17 protein-coding genes are annotated in these 19,380 nt (G+C 39.2%); all 17 read right to left on the reverse strand.

Translation table 11 applies throughout. The features are described 5' to 3' along the window. Positions 1-489: 489 nt before the first annotated feature. The 17 genes from lysS to pth all read right to left on the reverse strand — a co-directional run bounded on the left by lysS (position 490) and on the right by pth (position 19,211). The gene (gene lysS / locus HMPREF3270_RS10580) at positions 490-1,977 is read right to left on the reverse strand and encodes a lysine--tRNA ligase (RefSeq protein WP_002481933.1); all 1,488 of its coding nucleotides are present in this window, start codon (positions 1,975-1,977) and stop codon (positions 490-492) included. A gap of 14 nt (positions 1,978-1,991) precedes the next feature. After that, positions 1,992-2,987 (reverse strand): tRNA dihydrouridine synthase DusB, encoded by a 996-nt coding sequence (gene dusB / locus HMPREF3270_RS10585; protein WP_070848546.1) that lies wholly within the window; start codon positions 2,985-2,987, stop codon positions 1,992-1,994. Positions 2,988-3,017: 30 nt separating this feature from the next. Further along, complete coding sequence (gene folK, locus HMPREF3270_RS10590) at positions 3,018-3,494, reverse strand: 2-amino-4-hydroxy-6-hydroxymethyldihydropteridine diphosphokinase (protein ID WP_023016267.1); 477 nt, start codon at positions 3,492-3,494, stop codon at positions 3,018-3,020. Further along, on the reverse strand, positions 3,487-3,858 hold the full coding sequence (gene folB, locus HMPREF3270_RS10595; protein WP_023016268.1) for a dihydroneopterin aldolase: 372 nt from the start codon (positions 3,856-3,858) through the stop codon (positions 3,487-3,489). Before folB ends, folK begins: the two co-directional genes overlap by 8 nt. Beyond that, a complete protein-coding gene (gene folP, locus HMPREF3270_RS10600) occupies positions 3,855-4,640 on the reverse strand; it encodes a dihydropteroate synthase (RefSeq protein ID WP_002481929.1) in 786 nt (261 codons plus the stop codon). Before folP ends, folB begins: the two co-directional genes overlap by 4 nt. A 151-nt stretch (positions 4,641-4,791) precedes the next feature. After that, positions 4,792-5,727: a cysteine synthase A gene (cysK, locus tag HMPREF3270_RS10605; RefSeq protein ID WP_002481928.1), complete on the reverse strand. Its 936-nt coding sequence runs from the start codon at positions 5,725-5,727 to the stop codon at positions 4,792-4,794. 284 nt (positions 5,728-6,011) lie between these two features. Next, complete coding sequence (hslO, locus tag HMPREF3270_RS10610; protein WP_070848545.1) at positions 6,012-6,899, reverse strand: Hsp33 family molecular chaperone HslO; 888 nt, start codon at positions 6,897-6,899, stop codon at positions 6,012-6,014. Positions 6,900-7,051: 152 nt separating this feature from the next. Next, positions 7,052-9,154, reverse strand: coding sequence for an ATP-dependent zinc metalloprotease FtsH (gene ftsH / locus HMPREF3270_RS10615; RefSeq protein WP_023016271.1), 2,103 nt, complete (start codon positions 9,152-9,154; stop codon positions 7,052-7,054). Positions 9,155-9,274: 120 nt separating this feature from the next. Next, entirely contained in the window at positions 9,275-9,814 is a 540-nt protein-coding gene (gene hpt / locus HMPREF3270_RS10620; protein WP_002481925.1) for a hypoxanthine phosphoribosyltransferase, read from the reverse strand. Positions 9,815-9,819: 5 nt separating this feature from the next. Next, positions 9,820-11,100 carry a tRNA lysidine(34) synthetase TilS gene (gene tilS / locus HMPREF3270_RS10625; RefSeq protein ID WP_070848544.1) on the reverse strand — a complete coding sequence of 427 codons (1,281 nt, stop codon included), beginning with the start codon at positions 11,098-11,100 and terminating at the stop codon, positions 9,820-9,822. Between the two features lie 101 nt (positions 11,101-11,201). Next, positions 11,202-11,612 carry a S1 domain-containing RNA-binding protein gene (locus HMPREF3270_RS10630; protein WP_002481923.1) on the reverse strand — a complete coding sequence of 137 codons (411 nt, stop codon included), beginning with the start codon at positions 11,610-11,612 and terminating at the stop codon, positions 11,202-11,204. 134 nt (positions 11,613-11,746) lie between these two features. After that, positions 11,747-12,124 carry an FtsB family cell division protein gene (locus tag HMPREF3270_RS10635; RefSeq protein WP_002481922.1) on the reverse strand — a complete coding sequence of 126 codons (378 nt, stop codon included), beginning with the start codon at positions 12,122-12,124 and terminating at the stop codon, positions 11,747-11,749. A gap of 13 nt (positions 12,125-12,137) precedes the next feature. Next, on the reverse strand, positions 12,138-12,404 hold the full coding sequence (locus HMPREF3270_RS10640; protein WP_002481921.1) for an RNA-binding S4 domain-containing protein: 267 nt from the start codon (positions 12,402-12,404) through the stop codon (positions 12,138-12,140). Between the two features lies 1 nt (position 12,405). Next, complete coding sequence (locus tag HMPREF3270_RS10645) at positions 12,406-13,599, reverse strand: MazG nucleotide pyrophosphohydrolase domain-containing protein (protein WP_070848543.1); 1,194 nt, start codon at positions 13,597-13,599, stop codon at positions 12,406-12,408. Continuing rightward, on the reverse strand, positions 13,599-15,134 hold the full coding sequence (locus HMPREF3270_RS10650; RefSeq protein ID WP_070848542.1) for a polysaccharide biosynthesis protein: 1,536 nt from the start codon (positions 15,132-15,134) through the stop codon (positions 13,599-13,601). Before HMPREF3270_RS10650 ends, HMPREF3270_RS10645 begins: the two co-directional genes overlap by 1 nt. Continuing rightward, positions 15,124-18,633: a transcription-repair coupling factor gene (mfd, locus tag HMPREF3270_RS10655; RefSeq protein ID WP_371106806.1), complete on the reverse strand. Its 3,510-nt coding sequence runs from the start codon at positions 18,631-18,633 to the stop codon at positions 15,124-15,126. Before mfd ends, HMPREF3270_RS10650 begins: the two co-directional genes overlap by 11 nt. 5 nt (positions 18,634-18,638) lie before the next feature. Then, on the reverse strand, positions 18,639-19,211 hold the full coding sequence (gene pth / locus HMPREF3270_RS10660) for an aminoacyl-tRNA hydrolase (protein ID WP_002481917.1): 573 nt from the start codon (positions 19,209-19,211) through the stop codon (positions 18,639-18,641). Positions 19,212-19,380 lie beyond the last annotated feature (169 nt).

Consider the following 19,380-nt stretch of genomic DNA (forward strand, 5'->3'; position numbering starts at 1 on the left):
GCATGGGAACAGGTGTGACCTCTTTGCCATTGTCACCAGACAATATTTTAAATTATTTAATTATGTGCGTTTCAATAACTCACTTAAATTATTTTAACTTCTTTCGTTAACATTTGCAATAGTCAATTTTACACTCAGTTAAAATCTTTTTTACAAAATTGTAACGCGTTCTTTTTGACGACCCTTTAATATTACTACATTCGGTCTTTTGTGTCAACACTTATGTATCATCTTTTTTAAGAATTTATATTCATGCAAGATTGCTCATAAAACGTTGCTTTATTTCGTAGAACAATTAACAATTATACAGGGTTTTGAAAATTATGCAAGTGCTTTGCGAAAGTTTTTTAAAAGATATTTACAATTGCCGACCTCCCTCTCTTTTTATAAGAGATCATGTGCTTTTTGAGGCCCTTTATACATATAAAAGCAGGCGTGTCTTAAAAGGTGACACGCCTGCTTGATTATTCATTTTGTTAAGTACTCAGCTTATTTTTGACGCATGTATGGGAATAATAATACGTCTCTGATAGATGGTGAGTTTGTTAATAACATAACAAGACGATCGATACCGATGCCTAAACCACCAGTTGGAGGCATACCGTATTCTAATGCTTCGATATAGTCTTCGTCCATCTCGTGTGCTTCGTCATTACCTTGTTCTTTTTCTTTCAATTGCGCTTCAAAACGTTCTCTTTGGTCAATTGGATCATTCAACTCAGTGAATGCATTCGCATGTTCACGACCCACGATGAATAATTCGAAACGATCTGTGAAACGAGGATCTTCCGGATTTTTCTTAGCTAATGGTGAAATTTCAATCGGATGGCCATATACGAAAGTAGGTTGAATTAATGTTTCTTCTACTTTTTGTTCAAAGAATTCATTTAAGATATGACCATATGTCATATGATCTGTAATTTCAATGTTATGTTCTTTAGCTAATGCACGTGCTTCATCATCAGATTTTACATCATAGAAGTTTACACCTGTTGCTTCTTTAACAGCGTCTACAATGTGTACACGTTTCCAGTCAGATTCTAAATCAATTTCATAATCACCGTAAGGGATGACTGCTGTACCAAGTACCGCATTTGAAATATGACGGATTGTACCTTCTGTAATGTCCATAATGTCATGGAAATCAGCATATGCCTCATAAAGTTCAATCATTGTGAACTCTGGGTTATGGCGTGTCGATACACCTTCATTACGGAATACACGGCCGATTTCATATACTTTTTCTAAACCGCCGACGATTAAACGTTTTAAGTGAAGTTCAATCGCAATACGCATATATAGTGTCGCATCTAATGCATTATGGTGTGTCACGAATGGACGTGCTGCTGCACCACCAGGGATTTGATGCATCATTGGTGTTTCTACTTCTAAGAAACCTTTGCTGTTTAAGTAATTACGCATTTCTTGGATGATTTTACTACGGTTGATAAATGTTTCTGTACTTTCTTGGTTTGTAATCAAGTCTAAATAACGTTGACGATAACGTTGTTCAATATCTTGAAGACCATGGAATTTATCTGGTAATGGACGTAATGATTTTGTAAGCATGATGAATGATTTCGCTTTGACGCTTAATTCACCTGTGTTTGTTTTGAACATAACACCTTCAATACCGATAATATCTCCTAAATCTGCCATTTTCCAAATATCAAATTGTTCTTCACCGACTTGGTCTTTACGGACATAAATTTGGATTTGACCAGATAAATCTTGAACGTGCGCAAATCCAGCTTTACCTTTACCACGTTTTGTCATTAAACGACCCGCGATTGAGACATGGCTTTCATCTTCTTTTTCGTGTAATTCTTCTTTAGAGAAAGCATCCCATTTTTCGTGTAGTTCAGCTGCGCTTGCTGTACGGTCAAAGCGTTGGCCGAATGGATCAATTCCTAAATCGATTAATTCTTGTAATTTTTGACGGCGGACCTGCATTTGGTCATTCATTTCTTCTGACATGTTATCTCTCCTTATTAAGCTTCTTGTGTTGCTTTATCTGCAGTGATTTCTTTTTGGAAATTCTGCAGGATATCAATCATTTCTTGTTCTGTGTTGGCTTGGTTTAATGCTTTACGGGCTTTTCCGTTGCCTTTAACACCTTTTAGGTACCATGAAGCATGTTTGCGCATTTCCATAACGCCAACCTTCTCACCCTTTAATTCTACTAGTCGGCGCAGATGTAATAAAGCAATTTCTACTTTTTCTTTCACTGTCGGTTCATCCATCAACTCGCCTGTTTCTAAATAATGGACTGTACGGTAAATCATCCATGGGTTGCCTAAAGCTTCGCGCCCAATCATCACCGCATCTACGCCAGTTTCATCCAGCATTTTTTGCGCGAGTTCAGGGCTTGTCACATCTCCGTTGCCGATAACTGGAATATTAACCGCTTCTTTCACTTGTCTGATAATACCCCAATCTGCTTTACCTTCATACATTTGCACACGTGTACGGCCATGTAATGAAATCGCAGATGCTCCTGCACGTTCTGCCGCTTTCGCATTTTCCACTGCGTAAATATGATCGTCATCCCAACCAATACGCATTTTGCATGTAACAGGTTTATTGACTTTCTCAACAACTGCAGATACCATTTCATAAATCTTATTAGGGTCAAGCAGCCATCTTGCACCCGCTTCACAACGGATAATCTTATTCACTGGGCACCCCATATTAATATCAATAATATCAGCTGTTGTATTTTGATCAACATAAACTGCAGCTTCGACTAAACTTTCTTTCTCACCGCCGAAAATCTGCAACGATAACGGACGTTCATTTTCATCTATATACAACATATTCATTGTTTTCGGGTTATTGAATAAAATCGCCTTGTCACTGACCATCTCAGCGCAGACTAAACCCGCACCGAACTCTTTGACAGTCAATCTGAATGCAGAGTTGCACACCCCAGCCATAGGAGCGAGTACGACTCTATTGTCGATTTCTACATCTCCAATCTTCCACATAATTATTACCTCTCAATCTATCTCTTACGTTTATTGAACTTTTTTCACAGTTTCGTTAGGAACAGTTATATCTTTAATTTTGGTTTGTGTTCTTGGCTCTACCTTATTTGGTGCAATCTCTTGCAGCGGAATCAAGACAAAAGCACGTTCTGTCATTCGTGGATGCGGAATCGTCAAATCTTGTTCTTCAATGATTTGGTCACCATATAACAGGATATCGATATCTAAAGTACGCGGACCCCAACGTTCTTTACGTACACGATGCAGTTGCTGTTCAATCGCCAAGCCCCTTTCAAGGACGGCTTTTGGTGATAGTTCTGTTTGAATTTCCACACATAAATTTAAAAAATCCGGTTGATCGACATAACCGACAGGCTCAGTTTCATAAAATGATGAAACTTTCACTACTTTAATACCAGATTGTTCATCTAATAAACGTATTGCTTCTTTTAATTGGTTTTCTCGGTCTCCGACATTGCTGCCGAGTCCTAAAAATACATCAGTCATTTTGATTCACCCTTGTAATTTCCACACCTACGCCATCATAGTGACCTGGAATCGGCGGTACTTCTTTTGTTATACGTACTTTAGTTTCCAATACCCGATTATAGTGTGAATTTATACGATTTGCAATAAGTGCTGCGAGATGTTCGAGTAAATTTTTAGGTTCCCCTTCCATAATTTCTTTCACATCCGCATAGACTTCCGCATAGTTGATCGTATCTTCTACTTGATCGGACTTTCCTGCTTCAGTTAAATCAGTCGTTAATTCAACATCTACGACAAAGATTTGCCCAATTTCATTTTCTGCTGATAAGACTCCATGATAACCATAAAATCTCATACCATTTAAAAATATACGATCTTTCATCGTTCAATCTCCTTTAAATAATCAATGCCATGTGCAATACGCGCATTGAGTTTTACATTATGTACACGTACCGCTTGCACACCTTTCATCACACCATAAGCAGTCGTTGCTGCTGTCATTTCATCACGATCTTCTGGTCCTTCGTCTGAACCCATCATTTCTTTGATGAAGCGTTTACGACTCGTCGCAAGCAATACTGGATATTCTGTCGCAACTAATTCATCCAGTCGCTCCATAACTTCTCGTTCTTCCAATCTCGTTTTCGCAAAGCCGATACCTGGATCAATCCAGATTTTATTCGTCGCAACCCCTGCTGTTTCTGCACGATGTGCTTGTTTTAATAAATAAACTAACATTTCATCCATGACAGGATCTTCACGTTGTCCATCTCCATTATGCATCAAGACAATTTCAGCATCGTATTGTGCAACAACTTCAAACATTTTAGGGTCATATAAACCTGCCCATTGATCATTAATCATCGTTGCGCCAGCCTCTAATGCTGCTTTCGCAACTTCACTGCGAAACGTGTCGACAGACAATTGCACATTAAATTCGGAGAGTGCTTTAACAACTGGAATGACGCGTTCTAATTCATCTTCTAATAACACTTCACTGTGCCCTGGTCTTGTGGAAACACCGCCGATATCTACAATGTCGACACCTTCATCCATCATTTCCTTCACACGTGCAACCGCCGCATCTACAGAATTGTATTTGCCGCCGTCAGAAAATGAATCAGGTGTTACATTCAATATGCCCATGATTTTTGTATGTGCCATGTCTATCTTCCTTTCATCATAACTGTGATACATTATATCAAAATTTTAACATATGACCGACCCCAAGCGTTCAAAAGGTGTTTGAAATAAAAAAACCGCCGTACCATTTCTCAAAAAGAGAAATGCGAACGGCAGTTCATCAATGTTTGACTTATTTACCTTCAAAAGAATATAAAGGTGTAGATAAGTAACGTTCACCATTACTTGGAAGTACAGTTACAACTGTTTTACCTTTACCTAATTCTTTTGCTTTTTCGATTGCCGCATAAATTGCAGCACCTGAAGAAATACCTGCTAAGATACCTTCTTCTTTAGCAACTCTGCGTGAAGTTTCCATTGCAGTTTCGTTGCCGATTTTAACAACTTCATCATAAATGTTTGTGTTTAATGTGTCAGGAACGAAACCTGCGCCTAAACCTTGTAATTTATGAGGACCTGGTTCGCCGCCGCTTAAGACAGGAGAACCTTCTGGTTCGATTGCTACAATTTGAATGCTAGGGTATTTTTCTTTTAAGACTTTACCTACACCACTTAATGTACCGCCAGTACCGACACCTGCTAAGAATGCATCGATTGTACGGCCTTCGAATTGTTCTACAAGTTCAGGACCTGTTGTCAATTCGTGGATAAGCGGGTTCGCTGGGTTTTCGAATTGTTGTGGTTCATAGTAACCATATTCTTCTTTTAATTCTTTTGCTTTTTTAATAGCACCTTTCATTGCTTCAGATCCAGGTGTTAATACAACTTCTGCACCGTATGCTTTTAATAAGTTACGACGCTCTTGACTCATTGTTTCAGGCATTGTGAATACAGCTTTGTAACCTTTTGCTGCTGCAACAAATGCTAAACCGATACCTGTGTTACCACTTGTAGGTTCGACAATTGTATCACCTGGTTTGATTTTTCCTTCTTGCTCAGCACGCTCGATCATCGCTAAAGCGATACGGTCTTTTACTGAACCACCTGGGTTTTGATACTCTAATTTAACATAAACATCTGCAGCATCTTCTGGTACGATGTTGTTCAATTTAACTACAGGTGTATCTCCAATCAGTTGTACAATGTTATCTACGGGTTTATTTGCCATAAAAAAACGCTCCTTTATTCTTAAAAGATATTTAATTAAGTCACCAGAACCTCATTAATAATACCCCGAAACAATTCAATTCTGATGCTTAGTCATGCCATTATTTCTATTAAACCTTATCTATTTCATCGGATATTATTATTTTATCAGATTTATACATTGTTCCACAAGTTCATTGTCTCTATTCTTTATTATTTCCTCTTTTCCCATAAAAGAAACGTCTTACACTGTGATTCGTTACAGTAAAAAAGCGAGACGTCTGATCGTCTCGCTTTTCAATGTGTTTATTTAGCATGCAATTCTTCGATTAAACCTTTAAGTTCCGCTTCACTATAGTGATATTTCGTACGGCAGAAATGACATTCCGCTTCTGCACCATGGTCTTCATCAATCATGCTTTGAATTTCAGCTTCACCTAAGCCTCTAATCGCATTTAAGAATTTTTCATGACTGCAGTTACATTCGAATTTCACGGGTACCGTTTCTAAGAATTTCACATGTTCTTTACCTAAAATCTCAGTCAACAGTTCTTCTGGTGATAATCCTTGATCAATCAATTGAGATACTGGTGTCATATGTGTGATGGCTTGTTCAACTTTTTCAATTGTCTCTTCTTTCGCATTCGGCATGACTTGAATAATAAAGCCACCTGCTGCTTTGATAGAGTTATCTGGATTTACAAGCACACCTAAACCAACAGATGATGGGACTTGTTCACTTGTCGCATAGTAGTATGTAAAATCTTCACCTAGTTCACCTGACACAATCGGGCTTGAACCAGAGAAGTAATCTTTCATCCCTACATCTTTAACAACTGTTAATGTACCGTTTGTACCCACTGCACGTTTCACATCTAATTTACCTTGGTCATTTAATGGGAAATGTGTTTGTGGATTCGTAACGTATGCGCGTACGTCGCCTTTCGCATTCGCATCTGCTACAATACGTCCGATTGGACCTTGGCCATCTACAGTGACAGTTAATTTTTGGTCACCTTTCAACATGGCACCCATCATAACAGTTGCTGTCATTGTACGACCTAATGCTGCTGATGCTGTCGGCCATGTGTAATGTCTTGTTTGTCCTTCTTGCACTGCATGAGTCGTTACCGCTGCATACGCACGGATATCTCCATCAAATGCCAGTGCTTTTACTATATAGTCTTGAGTCATATCTTTTTACGCCTCTTTCTTTCACTTAATTTTCAACATTTATGATTTCATCGTTCAATTATTTTCGTTAAAAAATCTCTTTCTGCGTATTCCTAATGATAGCAGAAAGAGATTTTAATCTACATTATTTAGTTTCAGACAATAGAATCGTCTTATTTATCATTTCGAGGGTCAGAGTCATCTTTGTCTTTAGCTTCATGTGGTGTGTCATCTTCAGCTGCTTCATCAGAATGTTTCGTTTCTTGATGTGCTTCTGATTCTTTTTGACGTTTTTCTTGCTCGTCTACTTCAGCCTCTTCTTCTTGATATTCCTTGTCCTCTTCACGGACTTCTTCAAGGATTTCATCATAAGATTTACCGAATTTACCTTCTTGGAACTCTTCATCACCTTGTTTAACAACTTTCGCTTCATCATAGTTCACTTCAGGTAATTTACCTTCGTAGAATAATGAATGGATTTGTTCACGTACTAATGTTTCTTCTGTCAACAATGTCTTAGCGATAAGTTTAAGTTGATCTTCATGTTCAAGCAGGATTTGTTTACAACGTTCATATTGTTCTTTGATGATACGTTGTACTTCTTTATCGATTTCATAAGCGATTTGACCAGAGTATTCTGGTTCGCCTTGCATATCTTTACCTAAGAACACTTGACCGCCGCTCTTCGTAAACTGCATTGGTCCGAGTTTCTTACTCATACCGTATTCAGTTACCATTGAGCGCGCAATTTGTGTTGCACGTTCGAAGTCGTTTGATGCACCTGTAGACACTTCATTGAAGTTGATATCTTCAGATACACGACCACCGAGCAAGCCGCAAATCTTATCAAGCAATTCTGGCTCTGTCATTAAGAAGCGATCTTGTTTTGGTAACATCATCGCATAACCGCCAGCTTGTCCACGCGGTACGATTGTAACCTTGTGTACCACTTCAGCTTCATCAAGCACCATACCGATAATTGTATGTCCTGCTTCATGGTGCGCGACGATATTACGTTCTTTCTCAGAAATAACACGAGATTTCTTAGCTGGACCTGCGATAACACGGTCTGTTGCTTCTTCAATATCTCGCATGTCGATTTTCTTCTTACCGTCACGAACTGCAACTAACGAAGCCTCGTTCAGCAAGTTTTCTAAATCGGCACCAGAGAAGCCTGGTGTTCTTTGCGCAACTGCTTTTAAGTCTACTGTTTCATCTAATGGTTTGTTTCTGGCATGTACATATAGAATCGCTTCACGGCCTTTAACATCTGGACGACCGACTTGGATTTGTCTGTCGAAACGACCTGGACGTAATAACGCTGGGTCAAGGATATCAGGACGGTTTGTTGCCGCAATCATGATAATACCTTCGTTTTCGCCGAAGCCATCCATTTCAACTAATAATTGGTTCAATGTTTGTTCACGTTCATCGTGACCGCCGCCGACACCGGCACCACGTTGACGACCTACTGCGTCAATCTCATCAATGAAGATGATACAAGGTGCGTTTTTCTTCGCGTTATCGAATAAATCACGAACACGGCTGGCACCGACACCGACGAACATTTCAACGAAGTCAGAACCACTGATTGTGAAGAATGGCACGCCTGCTTCACCAGCTACGGCACGGGCAAGCAATGTTTTACCTGTACCTGGAGGACCGACTAAGAGTACCCCTTTAGGGATTCTTGAGCCCATATCTTTGAATTTCTTATTGTCTTTTAAGAAGTCGACAATTTCGATTAATTCTTGTTTTTCCTCGTCTGCACCGGCTACGTCAGAGAAACGTACACGACGTTTTTGGTTGTCGTACATTTTAGCTTTGGATTTACCAAAGTTCATCATACGACCGCCGCCTCCGCCGCCTTGCGCTTGACTAAGGAAGAATATGAATAATAAAGCAATAACCAATACTGGAATCAATGTTGAAAGAATACTAACAAATACGCTTTGTTTTTCTTCTTCTTTAACTGTAAATTTTAAATCTTTTTGTTTTTGTGCTTCACCTGTGACTTTTTGTAAGTCTTTTTCGTTATTATATAGCATCGTTGAAGAATAATCTTCACCGTTCTTGGTCTTTCCAGTGATCATATAAACGTTCTGCTCAGGCTGAACTTCGATTGATTTCAAATCGCCTTTTTCAAGTTTTTCGAAGAACTGTGTATATGATAGTTGTTTCGGCATATTGCCGTTACCATTCAGCCAGGAAAATAAACCGAATATAAAAACGCCAATGATTGCGATTACAAGCACATTGCGAAAAGCTTTCTGCATGCGTTTTTTCCTCCTACTCCAATAATAAAACTAACAAAAATTGTAACACAATATAACTTTTAATGGCTAGTATTTCAACTTTGTAGAAAAAGTAAGCCTACTATAGTATTCATTTGTCGATTATTTTTGATAAATCTCTGGTTTCAATGTTCCGATGTATGGCAAGTTACGGTAAAATTCCGCATAATCCAAGCCGTATCCGACTACGAATTCATCTGGGATTTTTCTGCCTACATATTTTGCTTCGATATCTGCTTTACGACGGTTTGGTTTATCTAGCAATGTGACGATTTCTAAAGAATTCACACGACGAGATTTCAATAGTTCAGTAATTGATTTCAAAGTTGTACCCGTTTCTAGAATATCTTCTACGATTAATACATCTTTATTCTCAATAGAGCTGCCTAAATCTTTTAAGATTTTAACTTCTCCTGTAGATTCTGTACCGCCGTGATAGCTTGATACATCCATAAAATCAATTGCTAAATGTGTATCGATGCGTTTGATTAAATCTGACATGAACATTGCTGAACCTTTTAAAATGCCTACACAAACAAGGTCTTTATCGGCATAATCTTCTGTGATTTTTGCTCCCAGTTCACGGCAGAGTTGCTGGATTTCATCTTCCGTCATCAATATTTCTTTTAAATCTTCCTTCATTTCGGCTACACTCCTAAATTTATTATCTCTAATTTCCCTTCATAATCTGCCGCAGTGTACAAAGTACCTACTGCAATAATCTCCCCTTGTTTATTAAGCAATATGGGCAATCGCTCACGTTCAAATTTAGGAACTTTGCGATTGATCATTAAGCGGTTGACTTTCTGATGGCCTTCTTTGTTTGGTAGTACGAAGCGATCTCCCGATTGTCTCGAACGTATTACCATTGGGAAGTCCGAACCCTCAATATCATCATGAACTATAATGCGGTATGTACCATAATCATAATAACCTGGTTGTGTAATCCGCTGTGGTGTCGTCTCGTTTTTTGTGCAACCCATTATTATAAATTTATCATACACAATTTGAATATTCCATTTATCTGTCGCATAAATTATCGCTTGAGATTGAGAATTTTCAATTTGCGCAAACCATTCTTGATACGCTTGTTCAGAAATGGGAGCGCCTGATACATAAGCCTCAAGCAATTGATCCAGCACGATTGTTTTTAACGAATGCGACAATCTATTGAATGCAGTACGGTCTACCTGAATCATTTCTGACTCGTGCGTAACATGTTGGTTAATAAAATCATCTGCTGCTTGATGCAGTAAATCGAATTGCTCATCATGCCAAGCTTTCAACTTTAACAACTGCGCAGTATCTAAGTGGTCATTCGCATCTATGGCTGGAAAAATGCGATTACGAATATCGTTACGTACATAATGATTATCTTGGTTAGACGCATCTTCGAAATACGGCACCTGATACTCAGCTTGATACGCTTTAATAGCTTGTTTATCAGTATGCAGTAAAGGTCTGACTAAGCGATAACCGCTTCTCTCCTCTACTTCCTGCATCCCAAGTCTGCTTCTTGTAGACCGTCCTGTCATAAGACGATAGAAAATCGTCTCTAACTGGTCATCTAAGTGATGTGCTGTCAACAAAACACTAGCACCTAATGCTTTCATTTCAGACTCAAACCAAGCGTAGCGCTTTTGACGTGCATCTTGTTGAATGCTCTTACCTTTATTAGTCAATGCGGATAAATCCAATTCGTGGGTGCGAAGCGGGATATGATGTTGCTGGCAATAACGTTCTAAGAAAGCCGCTTCTTCTATAGAAGCCGATCTGATTCCGTGGTTGACATGTAGCACGGTCAGTTGGCGATATGTATGATGATAGTGTGTGGTCAACATATGTAATAATACCATGCTGTCGACACCTGTGGAAACCGCTAATGCAAGATGGTCATTTTCAGACCAGCCTTCTGTATAAATATTCATATCCTCACCTCGTCCTCATTTGAAATATACGTATGCATAAAATTTCAGACAAAAATAAAAGAGACTGTTCCCTTCGAAACAGTCATCTGCTTTATGTTGAATTATCGTCTTGAACCTCTTCCGCCGCGTCTTGATTCAGCTTGGCGTTTGATAGACGTCATTTTTTCTTCGCTATCTTTTAAGAAGTTGCTTAATTTCTTTTCAAAGTCTTCTGGTTTGTTATGTGATGGTTTGCCATGACCACCATGGCCGCCTCTATGATGTTGTCTTTTCGGACGATCTTTCGCTTTTTTAATTGAAAGACTGATTTTACCGTCGTCAGCAACAGATAGTACCTTAACTTCTACTTCATCTCCAACAGACAAGTGATCTTCCACATTTTCAACATAATTGTCTGCAACTTCACTGATGTGAACTAAGCCACTTTTCCCTCCAGGCAATTCTACAAACGCACCAAATTTTTTGATACCAGTGACTTTCCCTTTAAGCTTGCTTCCTACTTCGATTGACATATCCTAAATAAATCCTCCGATTTCTTTCAATTTTACTTAACTCTATTATATGCTTGTTGTGCTAATTTAACAATGGCATATCAGTTAAAACAGTTAGATATTATACTTTTCTTACATTAAAAACACATTAGACGTTATTTTCCTTCTTTTTTCTTCTCTTCAGGTAATTTAAAAATGACTTCCCCATCATTACTTAAATAATAATCGTCACGTGCGACTTTCTCTATATACTCTTTGTTATTCAAATTATTCAATTGTTCTTTCAAAGCAATTTCTTCGTCTTGCTGTTTTTGGAACTTTTCTTCTTTTACTTTACGTTCCTGCGCATCTTCAGCATTGCTTCTTGTTTGAGAGATAACCATGACAGAAAGGACGATAATGATTGCGAGTAAAATCCCCGCAAAGAGCATAATACGACGTTTAACCACACGCTTTTTCATTTCGCGCTGTCTTTTTCTTCGGTTTTCGTTCTCGATATACCTGTTTTCCATATGCTCTACTTTTCTAGCCATGGTATGTCACTCCTTAGTCATTCTCATTAATACGTTCTTCTTTCACTAATTCATACATGCCTTTCGCATTTTCTTTCGACGCATGTTCGCTTAATCCAGTGACACGAATTGTAATCACACGTTGTCCGAAACGAATGACGATTTCGTCACCGATTTTGACATCCGTACCTGCTTTTGCTGTGTTGTTATTCACTTGAACACGGCCTTGGTCACTGACTTCTTTCGCAAGTGTACGGCGTTTGATTAAACGAGATACTTTTAGATATTTGTCTAATCTCACGTTATTCCCCTTCTTTCTTTTCCAACAAAGCTTTTAATTCCGCTTCACTATAGTCTTTATTTTTGACTTCATCATACAACGTCATAAAATGGTCTGCAAATACTTTCTCAAATTTCACACGCGGCGTTTTGCCTTCTTTCGCTTTTGCTTCTGACCAAATATCTTTTAAGTCTTCGATATTTTCTGCTTTTGCGTCCGCAAACACATGCGGATGACGTCGAATCATTTTATCATTTAAACTTTCAATCACTTCAGTAATATCAATATAACCTTCTTTTTTGCCGATAGCCGCATGCAACAGCACTTGCAACAAGATATCGCCCAATTCTTCAATCATATGCCAGTCATCTTCATGATCGATGGCTTCAAATAATTCAAATGTCTCTTCTAAGAGATAACGTTTCAATGTTTCGTGTGTTTGTACTTTATCCCAAGGGCAACCTTTGTCATCATCTACTAACGTATCAATCACTTTAACCGCATAATCAAAATCACCATGCATTAAAGTTTCATCTTCAATACGCGGAATAAAGACGCTTGTTAAATTACTGAAGATATCGTGACGATCTAATTCGTATAGAGGCGTCTCAATTAATGTCGCTCCTGTGTTACGGGCACCATCTACAATATAAACGCTATAATCATCAGGATAACGTTCCATCAATGTCAGCTTTAAATCTCCTGCTGTCATTGCGCTATACACTTGCGTAATCAACGTATGAGTACGGATATTCAGCTGTTCTGCTTTTAAAGCTGTTCCATCTAGTAAAGTGAAGCCTTCATTTGGGTCCACTTGTACCGCTTCAAACACATCATCAATGAAACTTTTACCGCCAAGCACTTTCACTTCAACCTCTGGATGTGACTGCGCATAGGCTGTCAGCAACGCTGTTGTCGTTTCTGCCACACGCGGATGACCTGGTACCACATAAACGACATTTTCTTGTTGTGCCGCTTCAATTAATTGATCAACAATCGCTTGGTACACTGCTTCAAACGCATCATGCGCTTCATATACTGGGTCAAAACTTGACCACTCTAATTGCGGTACTTCTGTTTTTAGCGCCTCAACCACAGGATGATCTAGTGTACGTGCATAAATATGAGTTTGCTGGGTCAAATAGCGGTAAATCCCTAAAGGCAATTCATCTAAACCATAGTTGCCTAAACCTACAATTGTAATGGTATGACTCATCATTTTCGTCCTTTCTTCAAACGGTATAATTTATCTCCGAACGGCATATGCTGCAATTCACGATAAGTTAATAAATTCAATGTCGCAATCGCGATAATAACTACCGCAACACCAACGAGCGCCGCAAGCAGTAATTCTACCATGCCTGTTAAACGCCCTTCTGTCGGCATCATCCACATAATCAGTTGTACTGCCGCAGTCATCGCAACAACTGTCACAAGCAGCTTCGAGACAAAATTACGCATGTGACGCAAGCGATAGAATTGTAACGTTCGCCACTGCAAGATAAACGCAAACAAACATAATGACAGTACCGTACTGACACTTGCCCCGATAATACCGATGTTCGGAATCAATACAAAATTCATTATTAATTTTATAACTGCACCTAAGCCGAAAGCAATCAGAATCAAACGAGATTGTCTGCGTACTTCTAGCAAAGCAATATTCACCATAATCAACGAAACACAAATGACCGTCAACATATAAATAACGAGCGTAGCGGTTAAGACATCATTTTTAAAGAACACACGGTTCATTAAAGGCAATAAATTCATTAATCCTGCGTCCGCCGCAACACTGATAGTCATCGTAATCTTCAACGTCGCATCCGCATATCGGTTCATACGTTCAAAGCGTTGTTCCGCAAACGCATTGGTTAGTAAAGGAATCAACACAAAACAAAATGTTGTCGTCACAATTAAACCGATTTGAATAAAAGATGCGCCACGGTCATAAATCCCTTTTTGCACAATCGCTTCTTTAAACGATAAGCCATAATACTGCAGGGTGCGAATCACTGAGAAACTGTCCATCAATTGCCACGTCGTCACAATAAGGTGACTCGCTGAAAAGATAATAATCGCTGCAGTCAAACGTTGCCATACGACTTTAGTCATCTCATCTTCACGCAACGCAAACTCAAATTGAAACGGTCGTTTCACACTTAAGAAGATAGTAGCCGCTAAGAAGCCTAAAGCTGAAGCTAAGATGGCCCAAGTTCCTACTCGATAAATCGACCAATCCAACTGAACAAACACTACAATCAACACCAAGATAATACCGACACGCACAATTTGTTCAATGACTTGTGAAAAAGCCGGCGCATCCATTTGTTGACGTGATTGGAAACTGCCACGCAAGACACCTAAACAACCGACGACCAAGAAACTGCAACTCGCCATACGGATCATCGGTGTCAGATGCATATCACCCATCAGATGAGCAATGACAGGTGCCAAAATGAAGATCAACGCAAATAAGATGAAACATACACCTTGTATACCAATCATGACATGACTGATTTTACGATGCGTCCAATGTGCACCGAAGTTTTGCGTCACAGCACTCGGTATCGCATTCATCGATAAAATCGTCGCAAGCGACAAAAATGGATATACTTGTTGGTACGCATATAGCCCCGCATCACCGAGTACGTTTTGGTATGGAACACGATATATCGCACTCAGTATTTTGACCATCACTAACGCCAAAGTCAGAATGACGACACCGCTGAAGGCTGATTTACGCTTCATCTGGAATGACCATACTTTCTTCTAAAGCTTTCATCAAGAATTTCAAGCGGTCAAACCACGCACCTGCTTTTTTATTTTTCATAAGTGTCACAGTCATCGCACCTTCAGACACACCAACTTTCATATCTCTGCCAAGCGGCAACGTCTGTTTAAAGAGTGCTTCACCATTGATATCTTCTGTTCCTTTTTCAGATAGATAAATTTCAATCGCTTTGCCTGTATCTTTAATTCGCGTTACGCCGACATGTAGGGCATGAATACGGATTTCAACGATGTCTAATAGACGTTCTACTTCAACCGGATAATCGTTGAAGCGGTCGATAAGTTCATCTTTGATATCCATTAACTCATTTTCAGTTTCAATCTGACGTAATTTCTTATAGATTTCAATTTTCGATTGTTCATTCGGTATATAAGATGTCGGCAAGTACGCATCAATATTCAATTCAATTTCAATTTCTGGTGTTTCACTTTCTTGTTTAATACCACGTTTTTCATTAACCGCTTCTTCAAGCATTTGTGAATACAAGTCGAAGCCGACAGAATCGATAAAGCCGTGTTGTTGTTTCCCTAATAAATTACCGGCACCACGGATATTCAAGTCACGCATCGCAATTTTGAAACCACTGCCGAGTTCAGTAAATTCTTTGATCGCTTGCAGGCGTTCTTCTGCAGTTTCTGACAATACTTTGTTTGTCGGATGTAAGAAGTAAGCATAACCAACACGAGAAGAACGACCCACACGTCCACGCAATTGATAGAGTTGGCTCAGACCGAAACGATCTGCTTCTTCAATAATCAACGTGTTCGCATTCGGCACATCGACACCTGTTTCAATAATTGTCGTCGTCACTAAAATATCGTATTCGCCATTGACGAAACCAATCATCGTATCTTCTAGTTCACGTTCTGTCATACGGCCATGTGCCACTCCAATGGTCGCATCTGGCATCAACATTTGAAGCTGTTCTCTCTTTTCGTAGATGGATTGTACACGGTTGTATAGATAGAACGCTTGACCGCCACGCGCAAGTTCACGCTCCAAAGCTTCTTTGATAAAGTTCGTGTTTTGTTCTAACACGTAAGTTTGGACTGGGAAGCGGTTTTCTGGTGGCGTTTCAATCACAGACAGGTCACGTACCCCTAACATACTCATATGGAGTGTTCTTGGGATCGGTGTAGCTGTTAAAGTTAAAACATCCACATTCGTTTTCAGTGTTTTAATTCGTTCTTTATGACGAACACCAAAGCGTTGTTCTTCATCGACAACTAATAGACCTAAATCTTTATACTTCACATCTTTTGCGAGTAATTTATGTGTACCCACCACGATGTCGATGGTACCGTCTTTTAAACCTTGTTTCGTTTCTTTGATTTCTTTAGGTGTACGGAAGCGGCTCATCAATTGAATATTTACCGGGAAATCTTGCATACGTTCCAACAACGTTTCATAGTGCTGTTGCGCTAAAATAGTCGTTGGTACTAAGAAAGCGACTTGTTTCCCTTCCATGACTGCTTTGAAAGCTGCACGTAATGCCACTTCGGTTTTACCGTAACCGACATCACCACATAACAAGCGGTCCATTGGACGTTCTTTCTCCATGTCTTCTTTGATTTCATCAATAGATTTGGCTTGGTCCGCTGTTAAATCATAAGGGAAATCCATTTCGAATTCGTGTTGTTGTTCTGTATCCGGTCCGAATTGATGTCCCTCTGCCATCTCACGCTCACGATACAGTTCAATAAGTTCATCCGCAATATCTTCAACACTCTGTTGAACTTTGGCTTTGGTTTTCTTCCACTCTGTACCGCCAAGTTTATTTAATTTAGGCGTTTTATCTTCTGATGCCACATATTTTTGAACTTGATCCATTTGATCAACCGGCACAAAGAGTTGGTCTGTTCCCTTGTATTGAATTTTAATATAGTCTCGGTGTACATCACCGACTTCAAGCGTTTCAACGCCTAAATAACGCCCTACACCATGGTGCACATGAACAACATAATCGCCGACTTTCAAGTCTTGATAAGATTTGATGCGTTCTGCGTTAGTCATCGTCGGTGTACGTTTCTTCGCTTTTTTCTGTTTAGATTTAAACAACTCGCGTTCTGTCACGACCGCAAGCGACATATAAGGCAACTCAAAACCTTCAGATAGACTGCCTTCGACAATAACAGCGTGTCCACCTTGAATATTCGCACTCGCACCCGCTTCTACAATCGGAATATGCATTTCATTCATCATGGCTTTGACACGTTCTTTTTTCGTTTCTGTTTCGACTAGTACCACAACCGTATAACCGTTATTGATATAACGTTGGAATTCAGAACGCATAATGTCATATTGACCATAAAATTGTTGCACAGGTTTACTTGAGAATTTGATAATGTGATCTAATTTCACTGGCATACTTGCGGTAAACAGTGTGAAATAAGTAATGTTACGTGTTTTAATCAAGTTTTCAAAGGCATCATCGTCTAAGAAATATTGACCGATAAACCCTTTACCGCTTTCAATCAACTGCTGCATAAAGTCATTGACTTCAGACATCAATGTTTCTTCTGTATCTTTGACACGGTTATATTCATCAACAACGATGATCGCATTATTACTGATGTAATCGACAAGTGTCGCAGGTTGTTCGTACATAAAAGCGACCAATCTACGAATCACTTGGTGGTCAATAAAGTTCGTATCAAATTGTAAGAAGCTTTCATACGTATCTTTGACATCTTGTCGTACGGCTTTTTCAATTTTAGGACGTGTTGTTTCATAAGCCGTTTTAAGTTCTGTTTTAATACGTTTCAAGACGTCCCCTGTGATGATATAGTCACTTGCTGAAGTGATATGAACATCGTCTTGGTTTGCTTCTGAACGTTGGCTTTCCACATCAAATTGACGTATTGAATCCACTTCAGTATCGAAGAGTTCAATACGTACAGGTTCACCAATCAATGGATAAATGTCAATGATGCCCCCACGAACTGAGAATTCACCGATATGTGACACGACACTTTCTCTGCGATAACCCATATTAACGAGTTTGTTGAAGAATGCATCGACATCAATGTCATCTCCGACTTTCAAAGTGATTTGGTGGTTTTGCCACATCTCTACAGGCGTCTGTAGTTTTTTTAGGCCGTTCAAAGGTATGATAAAGAACCCTCGCTGGCCTTGTGCTAAGGCAGTAAGGGTGCGCACACGTTCGCTCATCAACTGCGGACTTTGTGTGGAGAATTCTTCAGTCATGATGTCTTGAAGCGGATATTTGTATATGTCTTCTGCTTCGATATACTGTTGTAAGTCTGCTTCTAATTTATCTGCTTGGTATAAGTTATTTGTCACCACGACCATCGGGCGATTTGAAGACAGATATTTTTCTGCCATTACTGTCGCTTTCGCCGCACCGGATAAGCCAGTGACTAAGACATTTTCATGTCCAAATACATCGTTTAACTCTTCATATCGTTTATCTTTATTTAAATAATCTGTAATTATTGATTTCACTTAGCCTCACCATTATATTCATTCATCACATGGTCGAAACGCGAACTCGCGATAAAATCTTCCACCGCATGTGCAGAATGTTCTATTACTTTTTGCATTGTTTCCATTTCTTGTTTTGAGAATTTCTGTAAGACATAATCTGGTACAGACATACCGTTGGTCGGTCTTCCGATACCGATACGGATACGTTTGAATTGATCTGTACCAAGATGTTGAATAATCGATTTCATACCATTATGACCGCCGGCACTGCCCTTTTGACGTAAACGGACTTGTCCTTGTGCTAAATCCAAATCATCATAGAGCACTAATAAGTCTTCAACATCTACATTATAGTAATCCATTAACGGACCGACAGCTTCTCCTGATAAGTTCATCAAAGTCATCGGTTCAATGAATAATACTTTGTCACCTGCGACACGTTCAATCGTATATGCGCCACGGAATTTTTGTTTATCTAACTTTAATTGATTAGATTCCAATAAATAATCTATTACTTCAAACCCGATATTATGTCTGGTTTGTTCAAATCGTTTACCGATATTGCCTAATCCGACAATACACTTCATGCTTTTCTGCCTCCATCTCTTCTTTTCTTTTGATTTGGCATCGGTCATCTACACCGATGTCTATGTATCGCTTTATTCCCTATATTAACACAAATCAGGATAAACCCTGACACGTAAAGCATGTAATATGACGCAATAAAAAAAGGGGCTGGGACATAAATACAGTCCA

It is taken from the genome of Staphylococcus sp. HMSC65H10 (assembly GCF_001839185.1).
GTDB lineage: Bacteria > Bacillota > Bacilli > Staphylococcales > Staphylococcaceae > Staphylococcus > Staphylococcus simulans.

Excerpts from the sequence above, each read along its gene's own strand:
- lysS (WP_002481933.1), bottom strand. The coding sequence starts at position 1,977 with ATGTCAGAAGAAATGAATGACCAAATGCAGGTCCGCCGTCAAAAATTA.
- dusB (WP_070848546.1), bottom strand. The coding sequence starts at position 2,987 with ATGTGGAAGATTGGAGATGTAGAAATCGACAATAGAGTCGTACTCGCT.
- folK (WP_023016267.1), bottom strand. The coding sequence starts at position 3,494 with ATGACTGATGTATTTTTAGGACTCGGCAGCAATGTCGGAGACCGAGAA.
- folB (WP_023016268.1), bottom strand. The coding sequence starts at position 3,858 with ATGAAAGATCGTATATTTTTAAATGGTATGAGATTTTATGGTTATCAT.
- folP (WP_002481929.1), bottom strand. The coding sequence starts at position 4,640 with ATGGCACATACAAAAATCATGGGCATATTGAATGTAACACCTGATTCA.
- cysK (WP_002481928.1), bottom strand. The coding sequence starts at position 5,727 with ATGGCAAATAAACCCGTAGATAACATTGTACAACTGATTGGAGATACA.
- hslO (WP_070848545.1), bottom strand. The coding sequence starts at position 6,899 with ATGACTCAAGACTATATAGTAAAAGCACTGGCATTTGATGGAGATATC.
- ftsH (WP_023016271.1), bottom strand. The coding sequence starts at position 9,154 with ATGCAGAAAGCTTTTCGCAATGTGCTTGTAATCGCAATCATTGGCGTT.
- hpt (WP_002481925.1), bottom strand. The coding sequence starts at position 9,814 with ATGAAGGAAGATTTAAAAGAAATATTGATGACGGAAGATGAAATCCAG.
- tilS (WP_070848544.1), bottom strand. The coding sequence starts at position 11,100 with ATGAATATTTATACAGAAGGCTGGTCTGAAAATGACCATCTTGCATTA.
- HMPREF3270_RS10630 (WP_002481923.1), bottom strand. The coding sequence starts at position 11,612 with ATGTCAATCGAAGTAGGAAGCAAGCTTAAAGGGAAAGTCACTGGTATC.
- HMPREF3270_RS10635 (WP_002481922.1), bottom strand. The coding sequence starts at position 12,124 with ATGGCTAGAAAAGTAGAGCATATGGAAAACAGGTATATCGAGAACGAA.
- HMPREF3270_RS10645 (WP_070848543.1), bottom strand. The coding sequence starts at position 13,599 with ATGAGTCATACCATTACAATTGTAGGTTTAGGCAACTATGGTTTAGAT.
- HMPREF3270_RS10650 (WP_070848542.1), bottom strand. The coding sequence starts at position 15,134 with ATGAAGCGTAAATCAGCCTTCAGCGGTGTCGTCATTCTGACTTTGGCG.
- pth (WP_002481917.1), bottom strand. The coding sequence starts at position 19,211 with ATGAAGTGTATTGTCGGATTAGGCAATATCGGTAAACGATTTGAACAA.